This window comes from Kitasatospora sp. NPDC043949 (genome assembly GCF_056435365.1).
Genome location: NZ_JBWKEQ010000009.1, coordinates 163234 through 187995, shown reverse-complemented (window position 1 = coordinate 187995; position 24762 = coordinate 163234). Strand labels below are relative to the sequence as shown.

At 76.0% G+C, this 24762-nt stretch carries 4 protein-coding genes; 1 reads left to right on the top strand and 3 read right to left on the bottom strand.

Going from position 1 to position 24762, the window contains the following annotated elements; genetic code table 11:
• Positions 1-15 precede the first annotated feature (15 nt).
• Entirely contained in the window at positions 16-1359 is a 1344-nt protein-coding gene (locus AC07AL_RS10570; protein WP_478317324.1) for a sensor histidine kinase, read from the top strand.
• Here AC07AL_RS10570 and AC07AL_RS10565 read toward each other — a convergent pair.
• Genes AC07AL_RS10565 through AC07AL_RS10555 form a run of 3 tightly spaced genes read right to left on the bottom strand, consistent with a single transcriptional unit; the run spans position 1341 to position 24726 of the window.
• Positions 1341-2624: an MFS transporter gene (locus AC07AL_RS10565; RefSeq protein ID WP_478317323.1), complete on the bottom strand. Its 1284-nt coding sequence runs from the start codon at positions 2622-2624 to the stop codon at positions 1341-1343. The genes AC07AL_RS10570 and AC07AL_RS10565 overlap by 19 nt on opposite strands.
• Positions 2621-15046: an amino acid adenylation domain-containing protein gene (locus AC07AL_RS10560; RefSeq protein ID WP_478317322.1), complete on the bottom strand. Its 12426-nt coding sequence runs from the start codon at positions 15044-15046 to the stop codon at positions 2621-2623. The genes AC07AL_RS10565 and AC07AL_RS10560 overlap by 4 nt, the downstream gene beginning before the upstream one ends.
• A gap of 11 nt (positions 15047-15057) precedes the next feature.
• Positions 15058-24726: an amino acid adenylation domain-containing protein gene (locus tag AC07AL_RS10555; protein WP_478317321.1), complete on the bottom strand. Its 9669-nt coding sequence runs from the start codon at positions 24724-24726 to the stop codon at positions 15058-15060.
• Between the last annotated feature and the right edge of the window lie 36 nt (positions 24727-24762).

The following is a 24762-nucleotide window of genomic DNA, read 5'->3' as shown; positions in this document are numbered from 1 at the left end:
GTAGCATCCGAGCACATGACAAATCAACTGGCCAGGATCGGACGCCCAGTTGGCGCGGCGTTCCTCGCGGCGGTCGCCATCTCGGTTGCGGTGTGGGCGGGTTCACCGGTTTCGACACTGATCCGGGGCTCGACGACGGCGGCAGTGCTGGCCGCCGCGGTCCTGATCGTGTGGCTGCCGGGGCAACCGCGGACCCGAAACCTGGTGACCGTCCCGGTGGCCTGCGCGATCTCGCTGTACGCGACGTTCCGCTACGAGGGCCCCGCCGACAACACCTCGGGGCTCTGGATCCTGGTCGAGTCGGTCGCCCTGCTGGTCACCGTCATGCCCGCGGTGCGCGGGTCCGCTCCGGCGGTCGCCGCCCTGCTGGGGCTGCTCCTGCTGGTGACCGTGACCCTGCTGCCGCTGCGGATCGCGCTGACCCTCGACCCGCCGGCCGGGCCGCGCGAGACCATCGGGCTCTGCGTGGTCTGGGGCCTGGCCGCGGTGGCCGCGGTGGGGGCGTCCTGCTACCTGCGCTCACTGGACAGCCGGCGCAAGCTGGCGGTCACGGAGGAGCGGCGCGCCCAACGGCTGCACGTCGCCCGGGATCTGCACGACTTCGCCGCGCACGACGTGACCGGGGTGATGGTGCTGGCGCAGGCGGCCCAGATGCTGGCCAAGGAGTCGCCGGAGAAGGCGCTGGCGCTGCTCCCGCAGATCGAGAGCGCCGGCATCCAGGCGCTGAAGTCGATGGACCGGACGATCCGGATCCTCAGCGAGCTGGAGGAGGACCGCCGGCCGGGCCGGGGCGGGGAGGAGCCGGCGGCGGACGATCCCGAGGAGAACGCGGCGGCCCGGCCACACTCGCTGGACGAGCTGCCGGACCTGATGAACCGGTTCGAGCGCACCGGGATGATCCCGGCCCGGCTCGAACTCTCCCCCGGCGCCGTGGACGGCCTGCCGGAGCAGGTCGGCGCGGTCGGCTACCGGGTGGTGATGGAGGCGCTCACCAACGTCCGCCGGCACGCCCCCGCCTCGCCCAGGGTGACGGTCACCGCCGAGCGGGTGGCCGACGGCGGCGCCCTGCGGGTCCTGATCTACAACGAGCCGGTTCCGGCCGGCGCCCGGGCGGACGCCGCGGCGGCGGTCGACCGCGAGGGCGGCGGCACCGGCATCCGGGAGCTGCGTCCGCGGGTCGCGGGGCTGGGCGGCGAGCTCGCCGCGGGGGCCTGCGCGAACGGCGGCTGGCAGGTCGCCGTCCTCCTGCCGCTGGACGGCGTCCCGGCCGCCCGCGACGTCGGCGACGGGGCGGGCGGCCCGGCCGGGCACGCTCGGGGCACTCTCACCCGTTCGGGCGATCAGTCCTCTCCGGGTTGACCGACGTCCCTCACCTGATCGGCGGACGGCAGCCGCAGCGAGCCCGCCGCCGCGCCGGCCAGCCCGAGCATCGCCAGGCCGACGGCGCAGCCGAGCATCGCCTCGGTGCCGCTCAGCCACTGCGAGAGCAGCCCGCCCAGGGCCGCGCCGCCGGCCTGCGCGCCACCGTTGAACAGGTTGGTCGCCGAACTCAGCCGGCCGCGCATGCCGTCCGGGGTGAGCAGGATCTGCTGCGTACCGACGACGGTGTACGCGGTCGGCGCGAGGAAGGCCATAGCGGCCAGGAAGCCGCCCCAGACCAGCGCGCCGCTCGTGACGGACATCAGCGGGACGAGCACCGCGAGCAGCCAGATGATCCCGACCACGGCCTGGTAGGGCGTGATCGAGCGGGAGATCCGCGGCGCCGCGAGCGCGCCGATCAGGCCGCCGACGCCGAACATCGCGGCCATCGTGCCGACCTTCCCCGGCGAGGCCCCGTTCTGCTCGGCGGCCACGATGACGACCAGGTAGAGCGCCTGGAACAGCAGGTTGAGGCCGAGCAGCAGCAGGGTGGTCAAGCGCATGAACGGCTGGCGCACCAGGAAGGCGAAGCCGGCCACGATGTCACGCGGGATGGTCGAGATCGGGGAGGGCTTGCGCTCCTGCTTCGGCAGCCGGACGAACAGCAGCGTCACGAAGGCCACCAGGTGGGCGACGGCGTCGGCGAGGAATGGAACGGCCCGCCCCAGGCCGAACAGGAACCCGCCGCCCGAGGTGCCGACCAGCTGCCCGAGGTGCATCCGCGCGGTGTTCACCGAGAGCGCCGTGGGCAGTTGCCCGCGGGTCACCACCAGTGGCAGCGAGGCCCGCTCGGCCGGGTCGAACAGGCTGGTGGCCGCCCCGGCGACGGCCGCGGTGAGCAGCAGCAGCCAGGTGGTGACGTGCCCGGTGGCGGCGGCGAGCGCGAGCAGGCCGAGCATCACCGCCCGGACCAGCACGCAGACCACCATGATCTTCTTGCGGTCCCAGCGGTCCACCAGCGCACCGGCCGGCAGCCCGACGGCCACCTGGGCCACCGCGTTGACCGCGCTCACCGCGCCGGCCACCCCGGGGGAGCCGGTCGTGGCGAGGGCGAGCAGCGGGAAGGCGATGGTGGAGACGTTGAGACCGGTCTCGGAGGCCGTGGTGCCGATCCACAGCAGGTGGTAGACCCGGTTGCGGCGGAGCGGGAGCTCCGGTTCCGTGACGGCCACCGGGCGGTCGGCGGCGGGTGCGAGCTCGCTCATCCCCGCACCTCCCGGCACTCGTCGGCGATCGCGCGCAGCACGTCGGCGAACTCCGCGGCCAGCCGCTCCACCGTCCCGTGGTGGTGGACGGCCGGGGAGTAGTACCAGGTGAACTCCAACCGTCCGTCGTGGATCCCGCCGACGATCTCCAACACGTGCTCCATCCGGTCGTCCGGGCCGAGGTCCTGGCCGATCGCGCCGTGCACGGTGTGCACGAGCCCGCTGCCGGGCCCGCCGTCGCTGCGGTGCCGGCCGAGGAAGTTGAACACCACGTCCGGGTCCGGCCCGGTGAGCGGGGTGTCCGGGTGCAGGTGGCGCAGCGGGCCGTGGCCCAGGCCCTTGCCGGGGACGGCACGCAGCTGCCGCCGCACGACGCGGGTGAGGGCCCGCCAGTCGTCGCCCTCGGGCACGGTGAGGCGGACGGGGTGCACCGCGGTGAACCAGCCGACCGTCCGGGACAGGTCGACGTCGTCGAGCAGCCGCTCGCGGCCGTGGCCCTCCAGGTCGACGGTGACCTCGTCCTCGCCGGTCCAGCGGGCCAGCACCCGGGCGAGCGCGGCGAGCGCGATCTCCTCGACCTTGGTGCGGTAGACGGTCGGCGCGTGCTCGGCCAGCTGGGCCGAGTCTTCGGCGCCGAGCCGCACCCGCACCTCCCGGCCGCCGCCCACGGTGGCGACGCCGTCGAGGTCGCGGGGCACCGGCCGGGCGGCGCCGACCCCGTTCCAGTGGTCGAGCTCGTGGTCCAGCCCCCCGGAGCGCACGTGCTCGACCAGGCGGGCGGACCACTCCTGGAAGGTGGTGCTCCGCGGGCCGAGGTCGACCGGCCGACCGGCCGCCGCCTGGGCGTGGGCCGCGTCCAGGTCGTCCAGCAGGATGTTCCAGGACACGGTGTCGACCACCAGGTGGTGGACCGTCAGGAACAGTCGGTCGCGGCGGCGTCCACCGGACTCGAAGAGGACGGCGGCGAGCAGTGGGCCGCGGCCCAGGTCGAATCCGGCCTGGGTGGCGCGGGCCTCCCGGTCCAGCAGCGCGCCCAGTTCGCCGTCGGGGGTGGCGGAGGTGTCCACCACCCGCAGCAGCGGCTCGCCGGCCCGGTAGGGCGGGTTCTCCTGGGCCCAGCCGTCGCCGGTGCGGGTGTAACGCATCCGCAGCGCGTCGTGGTGCTCGACCAGGGTCTCCAGCGCGGCCGTGAGCGCCGCGCGGTCGGCCGGCGCGCCGAGCTCCAGCAGCACCGACTGGTTGAAGTGGTGCGGGTGGTCGTGGGTGTCGAAGAACCAACGCTGCACCGGGGTCAGCGGGACGGGCCCGACGGCCGGCGGCCGGCCCTCGGCCGCGCCGTCGCCGACCTCGGTGGCGACGGCGGCGAGTTCGGCCACGGTCTGGTGCAGGAAGACGTCCTGGGCGTCCAGCCGCAGCCCGGCCCGGCGGGCCCGGGCGACCACCTGGATGCTGAGGATGGAGTCGCCGCCGAGGTCGAAGAAGCTGTCTTCGACGCCGACCCGCTCGACGCCGAGCGTCTGCGCCCAGATCCGGGCGAGCAGTTCCTCCTTCCGGCCGCGCGGCGCCACCCGGGCCGCCACGGCGGTGTCCGGTCCGGTCGGCGCCGGGAGCCGGCGCCGGTCCACCTTGCCGTTGGTGCCGACCGGGAGCTGGTCGAGCACCTGGACGGCGGCCGGCACCATGTAGCCGGGCAGGGCGCGGGCCACCGCGTCCCTGAGCACCGCGGGCGAGAGCTCGGAGGCGCCCGACCGGGCGCCCGGGGCCACGTACGCGGCCAGCAGCTCGCGGCCGCCCTCCGGCTTGAAGACCACCACGGCGGCGTCCCCGACGCCGGGCTCGCGCAGCAGCACGGCCTCGATCTCGGAGGGCTCGACCCGGTGGCCACGAACCTTGAACTGCGTGTCGGTGCGGCTGACGAACTCCAGCTCGCCGCCGGCCACCCGGCGGACCAGGTCGCCGGTGCGGTACATCCGGCTTCCGGGCCCACCGAACGGGTTGGCGACGAACCGTCCGGCGGTCAGGCCGGGCTGTCCGGCGTAGCCGCGGCCGAGCCCGGGGCCGTCGATGTAGAGCTCGCCGGGCACGCCGTCCGGCACCGGCCGCAGGTGGCGGTCGAGGATGTGCAGGCCGACGCCGTTGAGCTCGGTGCCGACCGGCACGGGGGCGCCCTCGTGCAGCTCGCCCGGGCTCCACAGGGTCGAGACCAGCGTGGCCTCGCTCGGCCCGTACACGTTGAAGAACTCCCGGCCCTGTGACCAGGTGCGTACCAGGTCGGGCGGGCAGACGTCGCCGGCGGCGGCGACGGTGGGCAGCCGGCCGCGCAGCCGCTCGGCGTCTATCACCGCCAGCAGCGCCGGGGGCAGCACCGCGACGGTGGCGCCGGTCCGGATGATCTCCCCGGCCGGGTCGGGTGCGGGGCGCGGACTGGTGAGGCAGAGCGCGCCGCCTGCGGTGAGGGTGCAGAACAGGTCGCACACCCCGCCGTCGAAGCTGGCCGGCGCGTACTGCAGCACCCGGCTGTCAGCGGTGATGTCCCAGGCCTCGCGCAGCACCCGGGCGGTCCGGGCGATCGCGCCGTGGCTGATCACCACGGCCTTGGGGCGGCCGGTGGAACCGGAGGTGTGCACCACGTACGCGACGTGGTCGGCCTCCACCCGGTACGGGGAGCCCGGCTCGCCGGGCAGCGCGGTGCCGGCCGGGGCCGCATCGCCGTCCGACCCGTCCGACCCGTCCGACCCGTCCGACCCATCCATCCGCAGGACGGTGAACGGCCCCTCGGGGAGCCGCTCGGCCAGGTGCGCCTGGGTGAGCAGCAGCGGGACCGCGGTGCCGCAGATCATCGCGCCGATCCGGTCGGCCGGGTACTGCGGGTCCAACGGCACGTAGCCGCCGCCGGCCTTGAGCACCGCGAGCGCCGCCACCACCATCTCCACCCCGCGGTCGGCGAACACGCCGACCAGGGTGTCCGGGGTGACGCCCCGGGCGACCAGGCGGCGGGCCAGGTCCCCGGCCCGGGCGTCGAGTTCACCGTACGAGACCTCGGTGCCGTCGTCGGCGACCACGGCCACCGCGTGCGGGCGCTCCTCGGCCCGCCGGCCCACCAGCTCGTGGGCGAGCACGCCGGCTTCCTCGTCAGGCTCCCGGTGCCAGCGCCGGGGCTCCAGCACGAGCTCCTCGGCCGGGACGTAGGGGAGTTCGCGCAGCGGGTCGCACGGGCGCTCGGAGATGCCGCCGAGCAGCAGGACCAGGGCGTCGGCCATCCGGCGGGCGGTGCTCCGGTCGAACAGGCCGACGCTGTACTGGAGGGCGGCGTCCAGGCCGCGGTCGGTCTCCTGGAACTGGAAGGTGAGGTCGAACGCGGCGCCGCCGGTGGGCAGGCCGAACTCCTCGGTGTGGGCGCCGTCGAGGCGCACCGGGCCGCCCGGGGCGTCCTGCAGGACCACCATGGCCTGGAACAGCGGGGTGCGGCTCGGGTCGCGCTCCGGCCGCAGCGCCTCGACCAGCCGGTCGAAGGGCACGTCAGCGTGGGCGAAGGCGCCGTTGACGGACTCCCGCACCCGGCCGAGGAAGCCGTCGAAGCCCTCCTCCCAGTCCACCTCGGAGCGCAGCACCAGGGTGTCCACGAAGAAGCCGACCACCTGCTCCAGTTCGGGCCGGTCGCGACCGGCCGAGACGGTGCCCACCGCGATGTCGTCCTGGCCCGACCAGTGCGCGAGCAGCAGCTGGGTCGCCGCGACCAGCACGGTGAACAGCGTCGCGCCGCGGTCCTGGGCGATCCGCTTGAGCCGCTTGGCGGTCTCCGCGTCCACGGCGAACTCCAACTGCGCCCCCTCGCGGCCGCGCACCGGCGGCCGGGGCCGGTCGGTGGGCAGCTCCAGCGGCTCCAGGCCTGCCAGCCGCTCCCGCCACCAGTCGAGCAGGCCGCTCCCCGCGCTCTCCCAACGGGCACGCTGCCAGGCCGCGAAGTCGGCGTACTGGACGGGGAGTTCCGGCAGGTCGGCAGTACCGCCGTGCCGCCGGACGCGGTACAGCTCGGCGAGGTCGCGGACCAGCACGCCGGCCGAGCGGCCATCGGTGACGATGTGGTGCAGGACCAGGGTCAGCACGTGCTCGTCCTCGGCCAGCCGGACGAGGTGGGCCCGGAACAGCGGCCCGGTGCGCAGGTCGAAGGGGGTGGCGCCGTCGGCGCCGACGGCCTCCCGCAGCCGGCCCTCGCGCTCGTGCGCGGGGTGGCCGGACAGGTCGGTGCGGGCCAGCGCGAAGGGCCTCCCGGCCGGGGCGATCAACTGCCGCCCCTCGCCGTCGACCTGGCCGAAGAGCGTGCGCAGCGACTCGTGCCGGTCCACCAGGTCGGCCAGCGCCAGTTCCAGCGCGTCGGCGTCCAACGGGCCGTGCACCCGCAGGCCCAGCGGTGAGTTGTACTCGGCGCCGGTCCCGCCGAACTGCCCGAGGAACCAGAGTCGTTGCTGGCCGAAGGAGAGCGGCGGGGCACTTTCCCGGCCGACCGGCACCAGCGCGTCGGCGGGCGCCTTCCGCTCGGCGGCGAGCAGCGCGGCCAGCGACCGGACGGTCGGCGCGCTGAACAGGGCGCGCGGGGAGATCCCGGAGTCCACGTGCTGCCGCAGCCGGGACACCACCCGGATGCTCAACAGTGAATCACCGCCCAGCTCGAAGAAGTTGTCCTCGGCCCCGATCCGCTCGACGCCCAGCACCTCCGCCCAGATCCCGGCCAGCAGGGTCTCCGACGCGCCCTCGGGGGCCAGGTACTCGCCGCCGAGGGCGAGGTCCTCGGGCGGCTCGGGCAGCGCCCGGCGGTCGGTCTTGCCGTTGGGCAGCAGGGGGACGCGCTCCAGTCCGACGAAGGCCGAGGGCACCATCGCCTCGGTGAGGCCGACGGCCAGTCGGGACCGCAGCCCGGCCGGGTCGATCCCGGCGCCGGGCACGGCGGGCACCACGTACGCCACCAGCCGGTCCCGGCCGCGGTCGCGGCGGGCTACCACGACCGCCTCGGCCACGTCGTCCAGCGCGGTGAGCGCCGCCTCGACCTCGGCGAGCTCGATCCGGAAGCCGCGGATCTTGACCTGGTGGTCGGCCCGGCCGAGGAACTCCAGGACGCCGTCGGCCGTCCAGCGGCCCAGGTCGCCCGGCCGGTACAGCCGGCCGCCCGGGGTGAACGGGTCGGGCAGGAAGTGCTCGGTGGTCAGCTCGGGACGCCGCCAGTAGCCGGCACTCACGCCGTCACCGCCGATGTGGATGTGGCCGGGCACGCCGACCGGCACCGGCTCGCCCCGCTCGTCGAGGACGTACACCCGGGTGTTGCCGATCGGGCTGCCGACCGGCACGTAGGCGGCGAGGCGGGCCAGCCGCTCGGGGGTGGGGACGAACACCGTGGAGTCGACGGTGGCCTCGGTCGCCCCGTAGGCGTTGACCACCATGGTGTCCGGGTGGGCGTGTTCCAGCAGCTCGCGGCAGTCGTCGACGCGCCAGCCCTCCGAGCCGACCGACATCACCTGGAAGGCCGGCAGCCGCTCGCCGCGCCCCCCGACCTCCTCGACCAGTGCCTTGGCAAGTGAGGGGACCAGTTCGATCGCGGTACCGCCGACCCGCTCGACCAGCGCGAGCAGCCGGGCGGGGTCGGTGACCAGGTCGGTCGGCACGACGAGCATCGAACCGCCGAAGAAGACCGAGCGGAGCAGGTCGGCCAGGAAGAGGTCCACCGAGAGGCTGGTGATGGAGACGAAGCGCAACCCGCGTTCCGTCAGGTCGTACAGCTCGTCCCAGGCGCCGGCGATGTGGAGCAGGTTCCGGTGGGTCACCACCACGCCCTTGGGCCGGCCGGTGGAGCCGGAGGTGTACACCACGTACACCGGGTCGTCCGGCCCGGCGGCGACCTCCGGCGGGGTCTCCGGGCCGGTGTCGGCGACGGACTCGACGGACTCGACGGTGACCAGGGCACCGCCGTGGCCGGGCAGCCGGTCGGCGATCGCGGCGTGGCTCAGCACCACCGCCGGCTCGGCGTCCTCGAGCATGAACTCCAGCCGCTCGCGCGGGTACGCCGGGTCCAGCGGCACGTAGGCGGCGCCGGACTTCAGCACGGCGAGCACGGCGAGCACCATGTCGGTGGAGCGTTCCAGGTGCAGCGCCACCCGCTCGCCCGGCCGGGCGCCGGCGGCGACCAGTCGACGGGCGAGCCGGTTGGCCCGGCGGTCCAGCTCCCGGAAGGTCAGCGGAGCCCCGCCGTCCGCCTCCAGGACGGCCACCTCGTCCGGGCGGGCGGCGACCTGGGCGTCGAACAGCTCCTGGACCAGCGTCTCGGTGCGGCGCGGGCGCGCGGTGTCGTTCCACTCGACGAGCAGGGTGTGCCGCTCCCGCTCCGTGAGCCAGGGCAGCGCGGCCGGCCCGCGGTGCGGGTCCGCGGCCACGCCCTCCAGCAGGGTGCGCAGCCGGCCGCCGATCCGCTCCACGGTGGCGGCGTCGAACAGCTCGGGATCGTAGGTGAGTTCGATCCGCAGCGCGGTGTCGGCGTGGCTGCTGACGGTGAGCGGCACGGTGCTGCTGTCCGAGGAGCGCAGCACCTGGACGCCCACCCCGTCGCGGCCGGTGGCGCCCTCGGCGACCGGGTAGTTCTCGAAGACCACCACGCTGTCGAACAGCCGCTCCCCGGAGGCCAGTTCGGCGCAGCGCCGGATGTCGGAGAGGGCCAGGTAGTCGTGCGCGGTGCTCTCCGCCTGCGCCGCCTGCAGGGCGCGCAGCCAGACCCCGAGGTCACCGTCCGCCTCCGGTCCGGCCACCCGGGCCCGGACCGGGACGGTGTTGACGAACATGCCGATGCCGCTCTCGATCCCCGGCACCTCGGGGGTACGCCCGGAGACGACGGCACCGAAAACCACGTCCGGCTCGCCGGCGTGCCGCGACAGCAGGATCGCCCAGGCGCCCTGCATCAGGGTGTTGAGGGTGATCCGGTTCTCCCGGCACCAGTCGGCCAGCACCCCGGTGACCGCCGGGTCCAGGGCGAGCTTGTGCGAGCCGACGGCCCGGGTGCGGTGGTCGGCGGCGGGCTGGCGGTCCACCGGCAGCGCGGTGGGCTCGGCGAAGCCCGCCAGCACCTGCCGCCAGTGCGCCACGGCGGCCTCGCGGTCCTGCCCGGCCAGCCACTCCAGGTACTCGCGGAACGACGGCCGGCTGACCGGGAGGGCGGCCCGCCCCTCGACGGCGGCGACGTAGTGCTCCAGCACCTCCTCGAACAGCTGGGCGGTACTCCAGCCGTCCAGCAGCAGGTGGCTGAACGTCCACAGCTGGTGCACGGTCCGGTCGTCGACCCGGGCCAGGACGATCCGCATCAGCGGCCCGGCGGCCAGGTCGATGCCGCGCTCGCGCTCGGCCCGGACCAGCTCGTCCAGCCGTCGGCCGGGGTCGGGGTCCCCGCGCCAGTCGAGCAGCTCGACCGGCAGCTCCAGGTCCGAGCGGATCAGCTGGACCGGCTCGGGCACGCCCTCCCAGCGGACGGTGGTGCGCAGCACGTCGGTGCGCCGGAACACCTCGCGCCAGGCCGCGGCCAGCGCCTCGGCGGTGGCCAGTCCCTCCAACCGCAGGGCCAGCTGGTCGACGTAGGCGCCGCCGTCCGGGTCGGTCAGGGTGTGGAAGAGCATGCCGCCCTGCAGCGGGGTGAGCGGCAGGACGTCGTCCACGCCCCGGCCGTCGCCGACCAGCCGGTCGAGGGCCGCCTGGTCGAGCCGGGCCAACGGGTGGTCGGACGGCGTGCGGCCGCCGGCGCCGGGCTCGGCGCAGTGCGCGATGACGGCCCGCAGGTGCGCCAGCAGCGACTCGCCGAGCCGCCGGACGGTCTGCGGCCGGTGCAACGCCCGGGAGGTGAACCAGGACAGCGTGAGCACCCCGTCGGAGACGGCGCCGACCACCTCGATCTGCGCGCTCCGCTCGTGGTCGCCGTCCCACTGCGGCCCGCCGTCGCCCAGGTGGGCGCGGTAGAGGGAGCGGGCGGCGAAGGCGCCGTCCAGCTGCCCGTGGTAGTTGAAGGTCACGGCCGGCGCGGCGGCCGGGGTGAAGCCCGCCCGGTGGGCGGCCAGCGCGCCGTGGCCGAAGCCCTTGGCGGGGACGGCACGCAGTTGCTCCTTCACCGACTTCAGTCGCGCGGCGACCCCGTCGCCGGCCGCCACCGTCAGCGCGACCGGGTGGACGGCGGTGAACCAGCCGACCGTGCGGGAGAGGTCGGCGCCGGGCAGGACGTCCTCACGCCCGTGCCCCTCCAGGCCGACCAGCACCCGCTCGCGGCCGGTCCACTCGGCGAGCGCGCCGGCCAGGGCGGTGAGCAGCACGTCGTCCACCCTGGTCCGGTAGACCGGCGGGACGTCGCGCAGCAGCGCCTCGGTCTCCTCGGCGGTGAGGGCGAAGTCCGCGCGCTCCGATGAGGCCGCCGTATTGGGCCCCGTGCCGTCGGTGAGCAGCTCGAAGGACTCCTCGGCGATCCTTCGCCAGTACGGGAGTTCGACGTCCAGGCCACCGTCGCGGACGTACTCGGCGAGCCTGGCGGACCAGGCCGCGAACGGGGTGGTCGGGGTGCCGAGGTCGACCGGTCGGCCGGCCCGGGCCTGCTCGTAGCCGGTCGCGAGGTCGTCCAGCAGGATGCGCCAGGAGACGCCGTCGACCACCAGGTGGTGCGCCGTCAGCAGCAGCCGGGGGCCGGCCCCGGCACCCTCGTCGAACAGCACGGCGCGCAGCACCGGGCCGTGCTCCGGGTCGAGGGCGCGGCGGGCCGACTCCGCCTCCTCGCGCAGCACCGCCGCGCGCTCCGGCCCGCCCAGGCCGGCGGTGTCCCGGCGGCTCAGCAGCGGGCCGTCCTGGTGCGCCGCGGCCTCCTGCAGCCAGCCGCCGTCCGCGCGGCGCAACCGGGTGCGCAGCGCCGGGTGGTGGGCGACCAGGGCCTCCAGCGCCCGCACCAGTGCGGCCGGGTCGGTGCCGGGAACCAGCTCCAGCAGCAGCGACATGGTGAACCGGGGGATGTCGGCCGCGCCGGCCAGCAGCCGGTGCTGCATCGGGGCCAGCGGCGCCGGTCCCCGGTGCTCGTACTGCTGGGCGGTGTCGGCCGCGGTGGTGACGCCGGGGGCGATCCGGGCGATGGTCTGCTTGACCAGGATGTCCCTGGACTGGAGCCGGAACCCGGCGGCCCGGGCCCGGGATACGGCCTGGATGCTGAGGATGGAGTCGCCGCCGAGGGAGAAGAAGTTGTCCTCGGTGCCGACCAGGTCAGCACCGAGCAGCTCGGCCCAGATCCCGGCCAGAGCCCGTTCGACCTCGGTTCGCGGCGGCACGTAGCCGGTGGCCGGCTCCGGCTCCACGGCGCTCTCCGGCAGGGCCCGGCGGTCGGTCTTGCCGCCGGCGGTGCGCGGCAGCGCCGTCAGGAAGGCGAAGGCGGCGGGGACGAGGTAGTCCGGCAGCAGGCCGTGCAGGTGGGCGCGGAGCGCGGCCGCGCCCGGCACCGCGGCGCTCGGCACCACGAAGGCCACCAGCCGCTGGACGCCGGCCCGGCCGACCCGGGGCACCACCGCGCAGTCGTCCACCGCGGGGTGGGAGCGCAGCGCCGCCTCGATCTCGCCCGGCTCCACCCGGACGCCGTTGATCTTGACCTGGTCGTCGCCGCGGCCGGCGAACTCCAGCCGCCCGTCCGGCGTGCGGCGGACCAGGTCGCCGGTGCGGTACATCCGGGTGCCCGCAGGGCCGAACGGGTCGGCGACGAAGCGCTCGGCGGTCAGCGCGGCCCGGTGCAGGTAGCCGCGCCCGACCGGCAGACCGGCCAGGTAGAGCTCGCCGCGCACGCCGACCGGGACGGGGCGCAGGTGCGCGTCCAGCACGTAGGCCCGGGTGCCGCGCACCGGCAGGCCGAGCTCCGGCGCGCGGGCGGTGTCCACCCGGGCGGCGAGGGTGTCGACGGTGCACTCGGCCGGCCCGTAGAAGTTGTGGGCGGTCAGCCCCGGGGTCGCGGCCAACTCGCGCCACAGCTCCTCGCCGACCGCCTCCCCGCCGAGCACCAGCACGGCGGGCCGGTGCGGCGCGGCGGGGGCGAGCAGACCGGCGTCGAGCACCGGGCGGGCGAAGGACGGCGTGAGCTGGAACAGGTCCACCTGCTCGCGCCGCGCGTAGGCCACCAGGTCGTCGGCGTTCAGCCGGGTCTCGCTGTCCACCAGGTGCAGGGTGTGGCCGTCGGCCACCGCCATCAGTGGGTTCCAGGACGCGTCGAAGGTCGGCACCGTGGTCAGCGCGACCCTCAGCGGGCGGCCGAGCAGGGCCGCTGCGGGCCGGAACAGATCGTCCCGCTGGCGGGCGAACAGGTTGGCCAGCGAGCGGTGTTCGACCACCACGCCCTTGGGCCGGCCGGTGGAGCCCGAGGTGTGGATGACGTACGCGGCGTCCCCGGGGGCCGGGGCGGCCGCGGGCTCGTCGTGCCCGTCCCGGGCGGCGACGGCGGCGACCACGGCGGGCTCGTCCAGCAGCAGCCGGGGCAGTTCGGCGGGCACCGCGTCCGCGAGCTCCCCGGTGCCGAGCACCAGCGCGGGCCGGATGCCGCGCAGCAGGTCGGCGATCCGCTCGGCGGGCTCCTCGGAGTTCATCGGCACGTACACCGCGCCGGCCTTGAGCACCGCCCAGAGCGCGACCACGAAGTCGGTCGAGCGCGGCAGCACCAGTGCCACCAGGCTCTCCGCGCCGATCCCCAGGGCCCGCAGGTGGCTCGCCAACCGGTTGGCCCGGCCGTTGAGTTCGGCGAAGCCGAGCCGCTCGTCCCGGAACACCAGGGCGGGCGCGCCGGGGGTGGCGGCGGCCTGCCGCTCGAAGGCCCGGACCAGGGTGGCGGGGCCGTCGTCGGCGGTGGCAGCCGCCGCGTCCCAGCCGCGGCGCAGCTCGGCCGCCTCCTCGGCGGAGACCAGCGGCAGCGCGCGCAACGGAGTGTCCGGCCGCTCGCCGACCGCCTCGAACAGGGCGACCAGCCGCTCGCCGAGCGCCCGGACGGTCCGCTCGTCGAACAGCGCGGTGCTGTACGACAGGCCGAAGTCCAGCTCGCCGTCGCGCTCCTCGAACTCCAGCCCGAGGTCGACGGTGGCCTCCCAGCGCGGCAGCTCCAGCTGCTCGACGGCCACCTTGGGCAGAGCGAGCGGGGCTCCGAACGCGTTCTGCAGCACCATCATGGTCTGGAACACCGGGGTGCGGCTCGGGTCCCGGACCGGCTCCAGCAGCTCGACCAGCCGGTCGAACGGCACCTGGTCGTGCTCGAAGCCGTCCAGCACGCCGTCCCGCACCCGGGCGAGCAGCGCCGCGAACGGCTCCTCCTCGTCCACCGCGGTGCGCAGCGCGACGGTGTTGGCGTAGAAGCCGACGGCACGCTCCAGTTCGGGCCGGCCGCGGCCGGTGGTGACGGTGCCGACGGTGACGTCCGGCTGCCCGGAGAGCCGGGCGAGCAGCAGCTGGTAGCCGGCCAGCAACACCGGGAACAGCGTGGTGCCCTCGCGCCGGGCGAGGTCCTTGAGCCGCGCGGTCGTCGCGGCGGGCACGGCCAGCCGCAGCACGGCGCCGGCCGTGTCGCGAACCGGCGGGCGGGGGCGGTCGGTGGGCAGGCCGAGCGGCTCGGCGCCGCGCAGCCTGCTCTCCCAGTAGTCGAGCCCGGCCTTCACCCCGGGCCCGGTCAGCCACTCGCGCTGCCGGAGCGCGTAGTCGGCGTACTGGACCGCGACCGGCTCCGGGCGCGGCGTCCGTCCGGCGGCGAACTCCGCGTACGCCGAGCCGAGTTCGTCGAAGAGCACGCCCGAGGACCAGCCGTCGATGACGCTGTGGTGGGCGGTGATCAGCAGCACGTGCCGCTCCGGCGCGGACCTCAGCAGCAGGGCACGCAGCAGCGGACCCCGCGCGAGGTCGAAGGGCGTCGCGAGCTCGGCCCGTACGACGGCCGCAACACCGGGCTCCTCGGCACCGGGCTCCCGGGCATCGGGCTCCCCGGCATCGGCGGCGGGCTCGGCGAGGCGCAGCACCCCGGACGCCGCCGGGTGGACGACCTGGCGCACCCGGTCTCCCTCGACCCGGTAGCTGGTGCGCAGCACCTCGTGCCGCTCCACCACCAGGTCCACCGCCCGGGCCAGCGCGTCCCGGTCGAGCGGACCGGTCAGCCGCAGGCCGAAGGCGCTGGTGTACTCGCTACCCTCGGGGGCGAGGCTGCTGAGGAACCAGAGCCGCTGCTGGCCGGAGGAGAGCGGGACCTCCTCCGGGCGCGGACCGGCGCCGATCGCGGCGTCCGCCGCGGCGGCGGGCGCTCCGGGCGCGTCCGGGGCCGCTCCCCGGCCGGCCAGCCGCCGCAGCAGCTTCTCGCGCACCTCGGGCGGCAGCGCCGACAGTCGGTCGGGCCGGGACGTGGGACCGTTCATGCTCATGCTCCTCATGCCTCGCTGCTCGTGCCGGTGTCCGCCAGTCCCTCGGCGGCCAGGATGTCCGCCAGGACCTTGTCCTCGATGAGCGCCGCCAGCTCGGAGACGGTCCGGGCCGTCATGACCTCCCGCGGCGACAGGGAGATCCCGAACGCCCTGCGGACGCTCGCCATCACGCCCAGGCTCCGGATGGAGTCCCCGCCCAGGCCGATGAAGTCGTCGTCCGGGCCGACCTGCGCCACCTCCAGGACGTCCGACCAGATGCCCGCCAGGGCCTGCTCGGTGGGCGTCAGCAGCTCCCGCGGTTCCGGTGCCGCGGGCTCGGCGGGCCGTTCCGCGGGTCGGCCGAGCGCCGCCCGGTCGACCTTGCCGTTGGGGGTGAGGGGCAGCGCCGGGACGAAGACGAAGCCCGCCGGGACCATGTGCTCGGGCAGCAGCCCGGCCAGGAAGCGGCGCAGCTCGGCCGCGTCCGGCGCGTCCGGGCCGCCGGTGGTCACCACGTGCCCGCCGAGCACCCCGTCGGCGACCGTGGCAGCGGCCGCGGCGACGCCCGGGTGGCGGGTCAACGCGCTCTCCACCTCGCCGAGTTCGATCCGGAAGCCCCGCACCTTCACCTGATCGTCGACCCTGCCCAGGTACTCGATCACGCCGTCGGCGCGGCGCCGGGCCAGGTCGCCGGTGCGGTAGAGCCGTCCGCCGGGCGCACCGAACGGGGCGGCGACGAACCGCTCGGCGGTCAGCGCCGGACGGCCCCGGTAGCCGCGGGCCAGGCCGTCGCCGCCGAGGTACAGCTCGCCGGTGACGCCGTCGGGCACCGGGCGCAGCGTGCCGTCGAGCAGGTGGACCCGGGTGTTGCGGATCGGCCGGCCGATCGGGACGGCGCCCGGGGCGAGCGGCTGCCCGGGCTCGGCCCGGTACACGATGCAGCCCACGGTCGCCTCGGTCGGCCCGTACTCGTTGATCACCGCGCTGCCGGGGTGCCGGGCCCGCCAGCCGGCGAGGCTCTCGCCGGGCAACTGCTCGCCGCCGACCACCAGGTCGGCCGAGCCGGCCGCCACGTCGGGCAGGCGCTCCAGCAGCGGGAGGTGACTGGGCGTCGCCTTGACGAAACCCACCGCGGTGCCGGCGGCGGCCAGTTCGGCGAGCGCGTCCGGCTCCAGCGGGGACACCACGACCGTGCCGCCCTGGGTCAGCGGGGTCCACAGCGCGGTGACGGTGAGGTCGAAGGCGATCGAGGAGTGCAGCAGGGCCGAGGTGCGCAGGCCCGGATACGCGTCGGCGGCGTGGGCCAGGTAGTGCGCCAGCGAGGCGTGCTCGACGACCACGCCCTTGGGGGTGCCGGTCGAACCGGAGGTGTAGAGCACGTACGCGGTGTCCGCCGGGGCGGGTCGGACGACCCCGGTGTGGTCGTACGGGCCGGCCAGGCCCGCCAGGTCCACCAGGTCCACCAGGTCGACCGGGCAGCCGGCCGGCGCCTCGCCGTCCAGAGCCGCCGCGCCCTCGGCGTCCGCCAGCAGCCGCACCGGACCGCACTCGGCGAGCAGGGCGCCGAGCCGCCGGGCCGGGTGCTGGAGGTCCAGCGGCACGTATCCGGCGCCGGCCTTCCACACCGCGAGCAGGGTCACCACCAGCAGCACGGAGGGCCGCATGGCGACGGCCACCACGTCCTCGGTGCCGACCCCGGCGGCGCGCAGCCGGGCGGCCAGCGCGTCGGAGCGCGCGGCCAGGTCGACGTAGTCGAGGCGGCCGTCGGGGCCGGTCAGCGCGAGCGCCGCGGGAGTGCGCCGGGCCTGGGCGGCGATCCGCTCCGGCACGGTGGTGCGGTCCACGGCGATCGCGGTGTCGTCGTGGCCGGTCAGGTGCCGCCGCAGCTCGTCCTCGGTCAGCCAGGGCAGGTCCACCAGCCGGGTCGGTGCGTCCCGCTCCGGCTCGGCCATGCCGCCCAGCAGCAGACCGAGCCGGTCGGCGAAGGTCCGCACCGTCCGCTCGTCGAACAGGGCGGGGTCGTAGGCGAACGAGAAGGTCAGCCGCTCGGTCGGGTAGACGCCCACCGCCACGGGATAGTTGGTGGTCTCGGCGTCGGCGCTCACGTCGCGCAGGGCGAGGCCGCCGACGGTGAGCGCGGCGTCGTCCACCGGGTAGTTCTCGAAGACCAGCACGCTGTCGAAGAGCCTGGCCGGGGCGGCGATCCCGCTGCGGGCCTGGATCGCGGTGAGCGGCAGGTGCTCGTGGACGCGGGCCCGCACCTGCTCCTGCTGGAGCTCGCGCAGCCAGGGCCCGAGCTCGGCCCGCGGGTCCGCGAGGGCACGGACCGGCAGGGTGCCGATGAACAGCCCGACCATGTCCGGCGCGCCGTCGAGGTCGTTGGGGCGGCCGGAGACGGTCGCGCCGAAGCAGACGTCGCCCTGCCCGGACAGCCGGGACAGCAGCAGCGCCCAGGCGCCCTGGACCACCGTGTTCACGGTGACCTGCCGGTCCCGCGCGGCCCGGTAGACCCGGGCGGACAGCTCGGCCGGCAGTTCCACCCGCAGCCGCGCGGAGGACCTGACCCGGTGCTCGCCGGTCGGCCTGCGGTCGAAGGGCAGCGGGGTGGCGGTGGTCAGGCTCGCCAGCCGCTCGGTGAAGTACCGCTGCGCCTCGTCGGTGTCCCGAGCGAGCTGCCAGGCCACGTAGTCGCGGAACGGCGGCCGCTCGACGGCGGCGGACGGCCGGCCGGCGCGCAGCGCCGCGTACTCGGCGAACAGGTCGGAGAGCACCTGGTAGAGGCTCCAGCCGTCCAGCAGCGCGTGGTGGAAGGTCCACAGCAGGTGGAACGAGCCGCTGTCCAGCCGGGCCGCGGTGAGCCGGGTGAGCGGGCCGTCGGCCAGGTCCACGCCGAGCGCGCGGTCGGCGGCGAAGAGCCGTTCCAACGCCTCGGCCCGTCCGGCCTCGTCCAGTCCGCTCCAGTCCAGCACGGTCAGCGGGGTGGGGACGGTCCGCAGCACCCGCTGGACGAACCCGCCGGCCCCGGTGTCGGCGACCGTGGTGCGCAGCACCGGGGTTCGGTCGACGGTGCTGCGCCAGGCGCGTTCCAGCAGGTCGACGCGGTCCACGCCGTCCAGCACGAAGGCGAACTGGGCGAAGTAGGCGTCCTGACCGCCGGTCTCGGCGGCGGCCTCCAACGAGTGGAAGAGCATGCCGGCCTGCATCGCGGTGAGCGGGTAGAGGTCCGCCACCGCTCGGCCGTCACCGGCCAGCCGGTCCACCGCGGCCTGGTCCAGCCGCAGCAGCGGGAAGTCCGAGGGGGTCCGGCCGCCGGCTCCGGGTTCGCCCGCGTGCGCGGCCAGCGCGCGCAGCGCGTCGGCGGTGGCCTCGGCGAGGCGCCGTACGGTGGCCTCCTCGTGCACCTGGTCGGAGTACTGCCAGAGCAGCTCCAGGGCGCCGCCGTCGCCGAGGACGGCGATGACGTCGAGCAGGTGGGGACGGACCGACTCCGGGGACTGCCGCAGCCACATCCGTGGCCGGGTGCCCGCCTCGAACGGGCCGCCCTCGGGCAGTTCCTCGAAGCGCCCGAGGTAGTTGAAGCTCACCTCGGGCGCGCGGTCGCGCTCGGTGCGGTGGGCGGCCGCGTCGCGCAGCGCGCCGTGGCCGAGGCCGCCGCCGGGGACGTCCCGCAGTCGCTGCTTGACGGACTTGAGCACGGCCGGCCAGCCGGCGGCCGGGTCGGGCAGGTCGAGGGCGACGGGGTACACGGCGGTGAACCAGCCGACGGTGCGGGACAGGTCGGTGCCGTCCCGTTCGGTCCGGCCGTGGCCCTCCAGGTCCACCAGCACCTTCGGCAGGCCGGTCCAGGCGGCCAGCGCGGTGCCGAGCGCGCTCAGCAGGACGTCGTCCGGGCCGCCCCGGTAGCGGGCCGGGAGCTCCCGGAGCACCGCGTCCGTCTCGGCGGCGGTCAGCCGGACGGTCAGCGTGCGGGTCGAAGCCGCGGTGTTGGAGCCTGCCCGGTCGCGCGGCAGCCGGGGCGTCGCCGGGTCCGGCACGCCGTCCCAGTACGCCCGCTCGGGCTCGAACTCTCCGGCGGCGGTGCGGGTTTCGAGGTCGAGCGCCCAGGCCCGGAACGAGGTGGTCTTGGCGCCGAGCCGCACCTCCCGGCCGACCGCGGCCTGCCGGTAGGCGTCGGCGAGGTCCTCCAGCAGGATGCGCCAGGAGACGCCGTCGACCACCAGGTGGTGGGCCGCCAGCACCAGCACGTCCGGGCGCCCGGTGTCGCCGCGCAGCAGGGTGGCACCGAACAGCGGGCCCTCCGCGAGGTCGAACTCCTCGACCCGCTCGGCCGTGTCGTCGATCCGGCGGTCCTGCTCGTCGACCGGCAGGCCGGCCAGATCGACGACGTGCAGCAGGGGGCCGCCCGGGCCGGGCGCGTGGTGGCCGACGGCCCCGGTGAAGCGCAGCCGCAGGGCGTCGTGCTGCGCGAACAGGGCGCGCAGCGCCCGCTCCAGGGCCGACTCGTCGACTCCGGGGGCCAGTTCGACCCGGACGGTCTGGTCGAAGTGCCCGGGCCGGGCCGGGTCGGTGCCGTGGAACCAGCGCTGGATCGGGGTGAGCGGCAGCTCGCCCTCGACCGGGCCCTGTTCGGCGGCGGGCGCCTCGTCCCGGGCCCAGACCGCCACGGCGGCGAGTGCGGCGACGGTCTGATGCCGCATCACGTCGCCGGAGCGCAGGGAGAGCCCCTCGGCGCGGGCCCGGGCGGCGACCCGCATGGTGAGAATGGAGTCCCCGCCCAGCTCGAAGAAGTTGTCCTCGACACCGACCTGTTCCACGCCGAGCAGTCGGGCCCAGGTCTCCGCGAGCAGCCGCTCCTTCTCGTCGCGCGGCGCCAGGTAGGCCCGCCCGGCGTCGGCCTCGGGCACCGGCAGGGCGGCCCGGTCGAGCTTCCCGGCGGCGTTCAGCGGCAGCGCCGGCAGCGTGACGAAGGCGGACGGCACCATGTACGAGGGCAGGTGCTGCGCCAGCGCGGCGCGCACCGCGGCGGTGTCCGGGCGCTGCTCGGCGGCCCGGGGCACCAGGTAGCCGACCAGGCGCTTGGAGCCCGCGCCGTCCGGCAGTGCCAGGACGGCGGCGTCGGCCAGCTCCGGCAGCCGCAGCAGGGCGGCGACGATCTCGCCGGGCTCGATCCGGAAGCCGCGCACCTTGACCTGGTCGTCGGCCCGGCCGAGGAACTCCAGCACGCCCTCGGGCAGCATCCGGGCCAGGTCGCCGGTGCGGTAGAGCCGCTCGGCCGGGTCGAAGACCGCGGGGCCGAACCGCTCGGCGGTCAGCTCGGGCCGGCCGAGGTAGCCGATCGCCAGGCCGTCGCCGGCCAGGTACAGCTCGCCGGGCACGCCGTCCGCCACCGGCCGTCCGTCCTGGTCCAGCAGGTGGACCCGGGTGTTGGCCAGCGGGCGGCCGATCGGCACCGAGGCCCGCTCCAGGTCCCGCTCGGTGATCCGGTGGGTGGTGGCGAACACCATGGACTCCACCGGTCCGTAGCCGTTGACCAGGCGCAGCCCGGGGTGGCGGCGCAGCACCCGGCCGACGTGCTCGACCGAGACCGCCTCGCCGCCGGTCAGCACCTGGCGGAGCGTCCCGAAGACGCCCGGGTACTCCTCGGCCATCACGTTGAACAGGCTGGAGGACAGCCACAGGGTGGTGACGCCGTGCCGCTCGACGAGCTCGGCGATCGCCTCCGGCTCAGGCGTGGGGGCCGGCTGGAGGACGCAGCGGGCGCCGTGCAGCAGCGCACCGAACAGCTCCAGGGAGAACGCGTCCCAGGAGATCGGCGCCGACTGCAGAACCACCTCGTCCGGCCCGAACCGGGCGTAGTCGGTGCCGACGAAGGTGCGCACGGTGGCGCGGTGGGCCGCCAGCACGCCCTTGGGCCGACCGGTGGAGCCGGAGGTGAACATCACCGTCGCCGGGTCCTCGGCGCTGCCCGGGACGGCCGGGTCGGAGTCGTCCTCGGCGTCGGTGGCCGGGTCGGTGAGCGACAGCAGGACCGGGTCGCCCGCGGCGGGCCAGGCCGCCCGGACGGTCGCCTCGGCGTCGGCCCCGACGAGTGCGACCGGCGCGGCCAGGTCCTCGATCATCAGCCGCAGCCGCTCGACCGGCAGGCCGGTGTCGAGCAGCGCGTAGGCGCCGCCGGCCTTGAGCACCGCCAGCAGCCCGACGACCATCCCTGGCGAGCGCCGGGCGCAGACCGGGACGAGCGTGCCGCGCCCGACCCCGGCGGCTGCGAGTCGGCGGGCCAGCCGGTTGGCCCGGGTGTTGAGCTCGCCGTAGCGGACGGCGGTCTCCTCGTGCACCAGGGCGACGGCATCCGGGCGGAGCCGGGCGACGTACTCGAACAGCTCGTGGACCCGGGCCTCGCGCGGGTAGGTGGTCTCGGTGTCGTGCCAGTCGGCCCGGGCCCGCCGGGCCCCGGCGTCCTCCGCGCCGACCAGGGCGAGCTCCCCGGCGGGCGCGCCGGCGTCGGCGACGGCCGACCGGAGCAGGCCGAGCAGGTGGTCCGCCAGCCGGGCGACCGTGGCAGCGGTGAACAGGTCGGTGCTGTACTCGATGCCGGCGCCGAGCGTGTCGCCGTGGTTCCAGAACTCGAAGAGCAGGTCGAACCGCGAGGAGGATCGCGGGAGTTCGGCCTCGGCCAGGTCGAGCCCGGCGGCCGCCGCCCCGGGGCGCAGCAGCGGTTCCTGGTAGGTGACGGCGGTCTGCACCAGCGGCATCCGGCCCGGTTCGCGGACCGGACGCAGCGCCTCGACCAGCCGGTCGAACGGCACCTCGCCGTGCTCGACCGCGACCAGGGTGGACTCCCTTACGGCGTCGATGAGTTCACCGAACGGCCGGGCGGGGTCAAGCGCGGTGCGCAGCGGCACCAGGTTGGCGAAGAAGCCCTGGGTGTCGTCGTCCACGCCGTCGCGGCGGCTGGCGGTGGCGATGCCGAGCGCGAAGTCGCGCTGGCCGCTGTGCCGGGCCAGCAGGACGTGCACGGCGGCGGTCAGCGTCATGAAGACGGTGGCCCGACGGGCCCGGGACAGGGCGCGCAGCCCGGCGGCCAGCTCGGCCGGGACACGGAACCGGTGCAGGGCGCCGGCGCCGGTGCGGGCCGCCGAGCGCGGCCGGTCGGCGGGCAGGTCGAGCGGCGGCAGGTCCGCGAGCCGCTCGCGCCAGTACGCGATGTCGGCGTCCCAGGCGCCGGCCCGGGCCCGTTCGCGCTGGTCGGCGGCGTGGCGGGCGAACTGGTCGGGCGCCGGCGCCACCGGGCCGAGCGGCCCGTGCACGGCCCGGCCGTAGAGCTCGAAGAGCTCCCGGAGCAGGGCGCGGGTGGACCAGCCGTCGGTGACGATGTGGTGCTGGTCCAGCACCAGCACGTGCCGCTGCCCGGGCAGACGGATCAGCAGGGCGCGCAGCAGCGGCCCGGCCACCAGGTCGAACGGACGGGCCGTCGCCTCGGCGAGCAGTCGCTCGTGCTCGTCCGCCGCCTTCCCGGCCGACAGCGCGGTGAGGTCGACCACGTCGAGCGCGGGCTCGCCGGGCTCGTGCACCACCTGCACGCCGCCGTGCTCGCCGGCCCGGAAGGTGGTGCGGAGCACCTCGTGCCGGGCGAGCACCGCGCCCAAGGCGGCGCGCAGCGCCTCGTCGTCCAGTTCGCCGGCCAGCTCGATGCCGACCGCGGCGCCGTACCCGGCCAGGGCCGGGGCGGCGTCGTGGAGGAACCAGAGGCTCTCCTGGGCGAAGGACATCGGCACGGTGCCGCCGCGGCCACGCGGCGCGCCGTCGCGCGCGACGGCCCCGACCGGGGCGGGGATGTGCCCGGCCGGTCCGACCAGGGCGGCGACCGCGCCCGCGGTCGGCGCGGCGAACAGCTCGCGCAGGCTCGGTGCGGTGCCGAACTCCACCTTCAGCCGGGCCAGGACGCGGGCGCCCAGCAGCGAGTCGCCGCCGAGGTCGAAGAAGTCGTCGGTGGTCCCGACACCGGTGGTGCCGAGGGCCTCCTCCCAGATCCGGACCACGGCCTTCTCGACCGGGCCGTTCGCCGGCACGTGGGCGACCCCGCGGCCGGTCCAGTCCGGCGCGGGCAGTTCGGCGCGGTCCACCTTTCCGGAGGGGTTGAGCGGGAAGTGCCCGACCGGGACCACCGCGGAGGGCAGCAGGTGCTCGGGCAGGGTGCGGCGCAGGTGGGCGGCGAGCTCGGCCCGGGTGGGCGCGGCCAGGCCCGCCTCCGCGCGAACGTGGACGACCAGTCGGCGGTGGCCGCGCTCGTCCTCGGGTGCTCCGGCGGCGGCCTCGGCGACGGCCGGGTGGGTCAGCACGGCGGCCTCGACCTCGCCCAGCTCGACCCGGAAGCCCCGGATCTTGACCTGGTCGTCGGTCCGGCCGCGGTAGCGCAGCACGCCGTCCGCGGTCCACTCGGCGAGGTCGCCGGTGCGGTAGAGGCGGCCGCCGGCCGGTCCGTACGGGTCGGCGACGAAGCGCTCGGCGGTCAGACCGGGGCGGCCCAGGTAGCCGAGCGCCAGCCCGTCCCCGGCCACGTACAGCTCGCCGACGGCGCCGGGGGCGACCGGCCGCAGCCACTCGTCGAGGACGTGCACCCGGGTGCCGGTCACCGGGCGTCCGATGTCGGGGGCGGTGCCGTCCCCGGGGATCGGGTCGCTCATGGTGGCGCAGACGGTGGACTCGGTCGGCCCGTACCCGTTGACCATCAGCCGGCCGGGCGCCCAACGGGCCGCGACCGCGGCGGAGCAGGCCTCGCCGGCCGTGACGACGGTGACGCCGGCCGGGACCGCCCCGTCCGGCAGGGTGGCGAGCACCGCCGGCGGCAGGGTGACGTGGGTGATCCGCAGTTCGGCCAGCAGGTCGGCGAAGGCCGGACCGGGTACCAGCCGCGCGGCATCGGCCAGGACCAGCGTGCCGCCGGTGAGCAGCGCCATGGAGAGTTCGAACACCGAGGCGTCGAAACTGGGGCTGGCGAACTGCAGCACCCGGGAACCGGGGCCGGCCGCCAGCTGGGCGACGTGCTGGGCGGTGAGGGCGGCGAGGCCGTGGTGGGGCACGGCCACGCCCTTGGGGCGCCCGGTGGATCCGGAGGTGTAGATGACGTACGCGGCGTCCAGCGGGTGTCCCGGCCCGACCTTCCCGGCCGCGGCCGGGTCGGTGTCCGGGCAGCCCGCCAGCGCCTCGGCGACGGCCGGGTCGGCGAGGTCCAGCACGGCCGGCGGGCCGTCGACGGCCCGGACCGAACCGGCGCCGTTGGTGAGCAGCAGCCGCGGCGAGGCGTCGGCGAGGACGTAGGCGACCCGCTCGGCCGGGTAGGCCGGATCGACCGGCAGGTAGGCGGCTCCGGCCTTGGTGGTGGCGATGGCCGCCAGCACGAGATCCGCGCCGCGGGCCATGCCGAGCGCCACGATGCTGCCGGGGCCGACGCCCCGGTCGATCAGCAGGTGCGCCAGCCGGTTGGTCCGGCTGTCCAGCTCGGCGTACGAGAGGGTGCCGACCCCGGACACCAGGGCGGGCGCCCTCGGGGCCCGCTCGACCTGCCGGCGCAGCAGCTCGGGCAGGGTGCCGGCGGCGGGCGCCGGCGGTCCCGCGTGCCACCCCGCCGCCTCCGCCGACGCCGGGTCGGTGCCAGTGATGAGCCGTGCGTCCGGGGAAGCCGCCTCGTGCGACATGGTCGTGTCTCCTGCCCTTCGGTCTGCTCTGCCCGT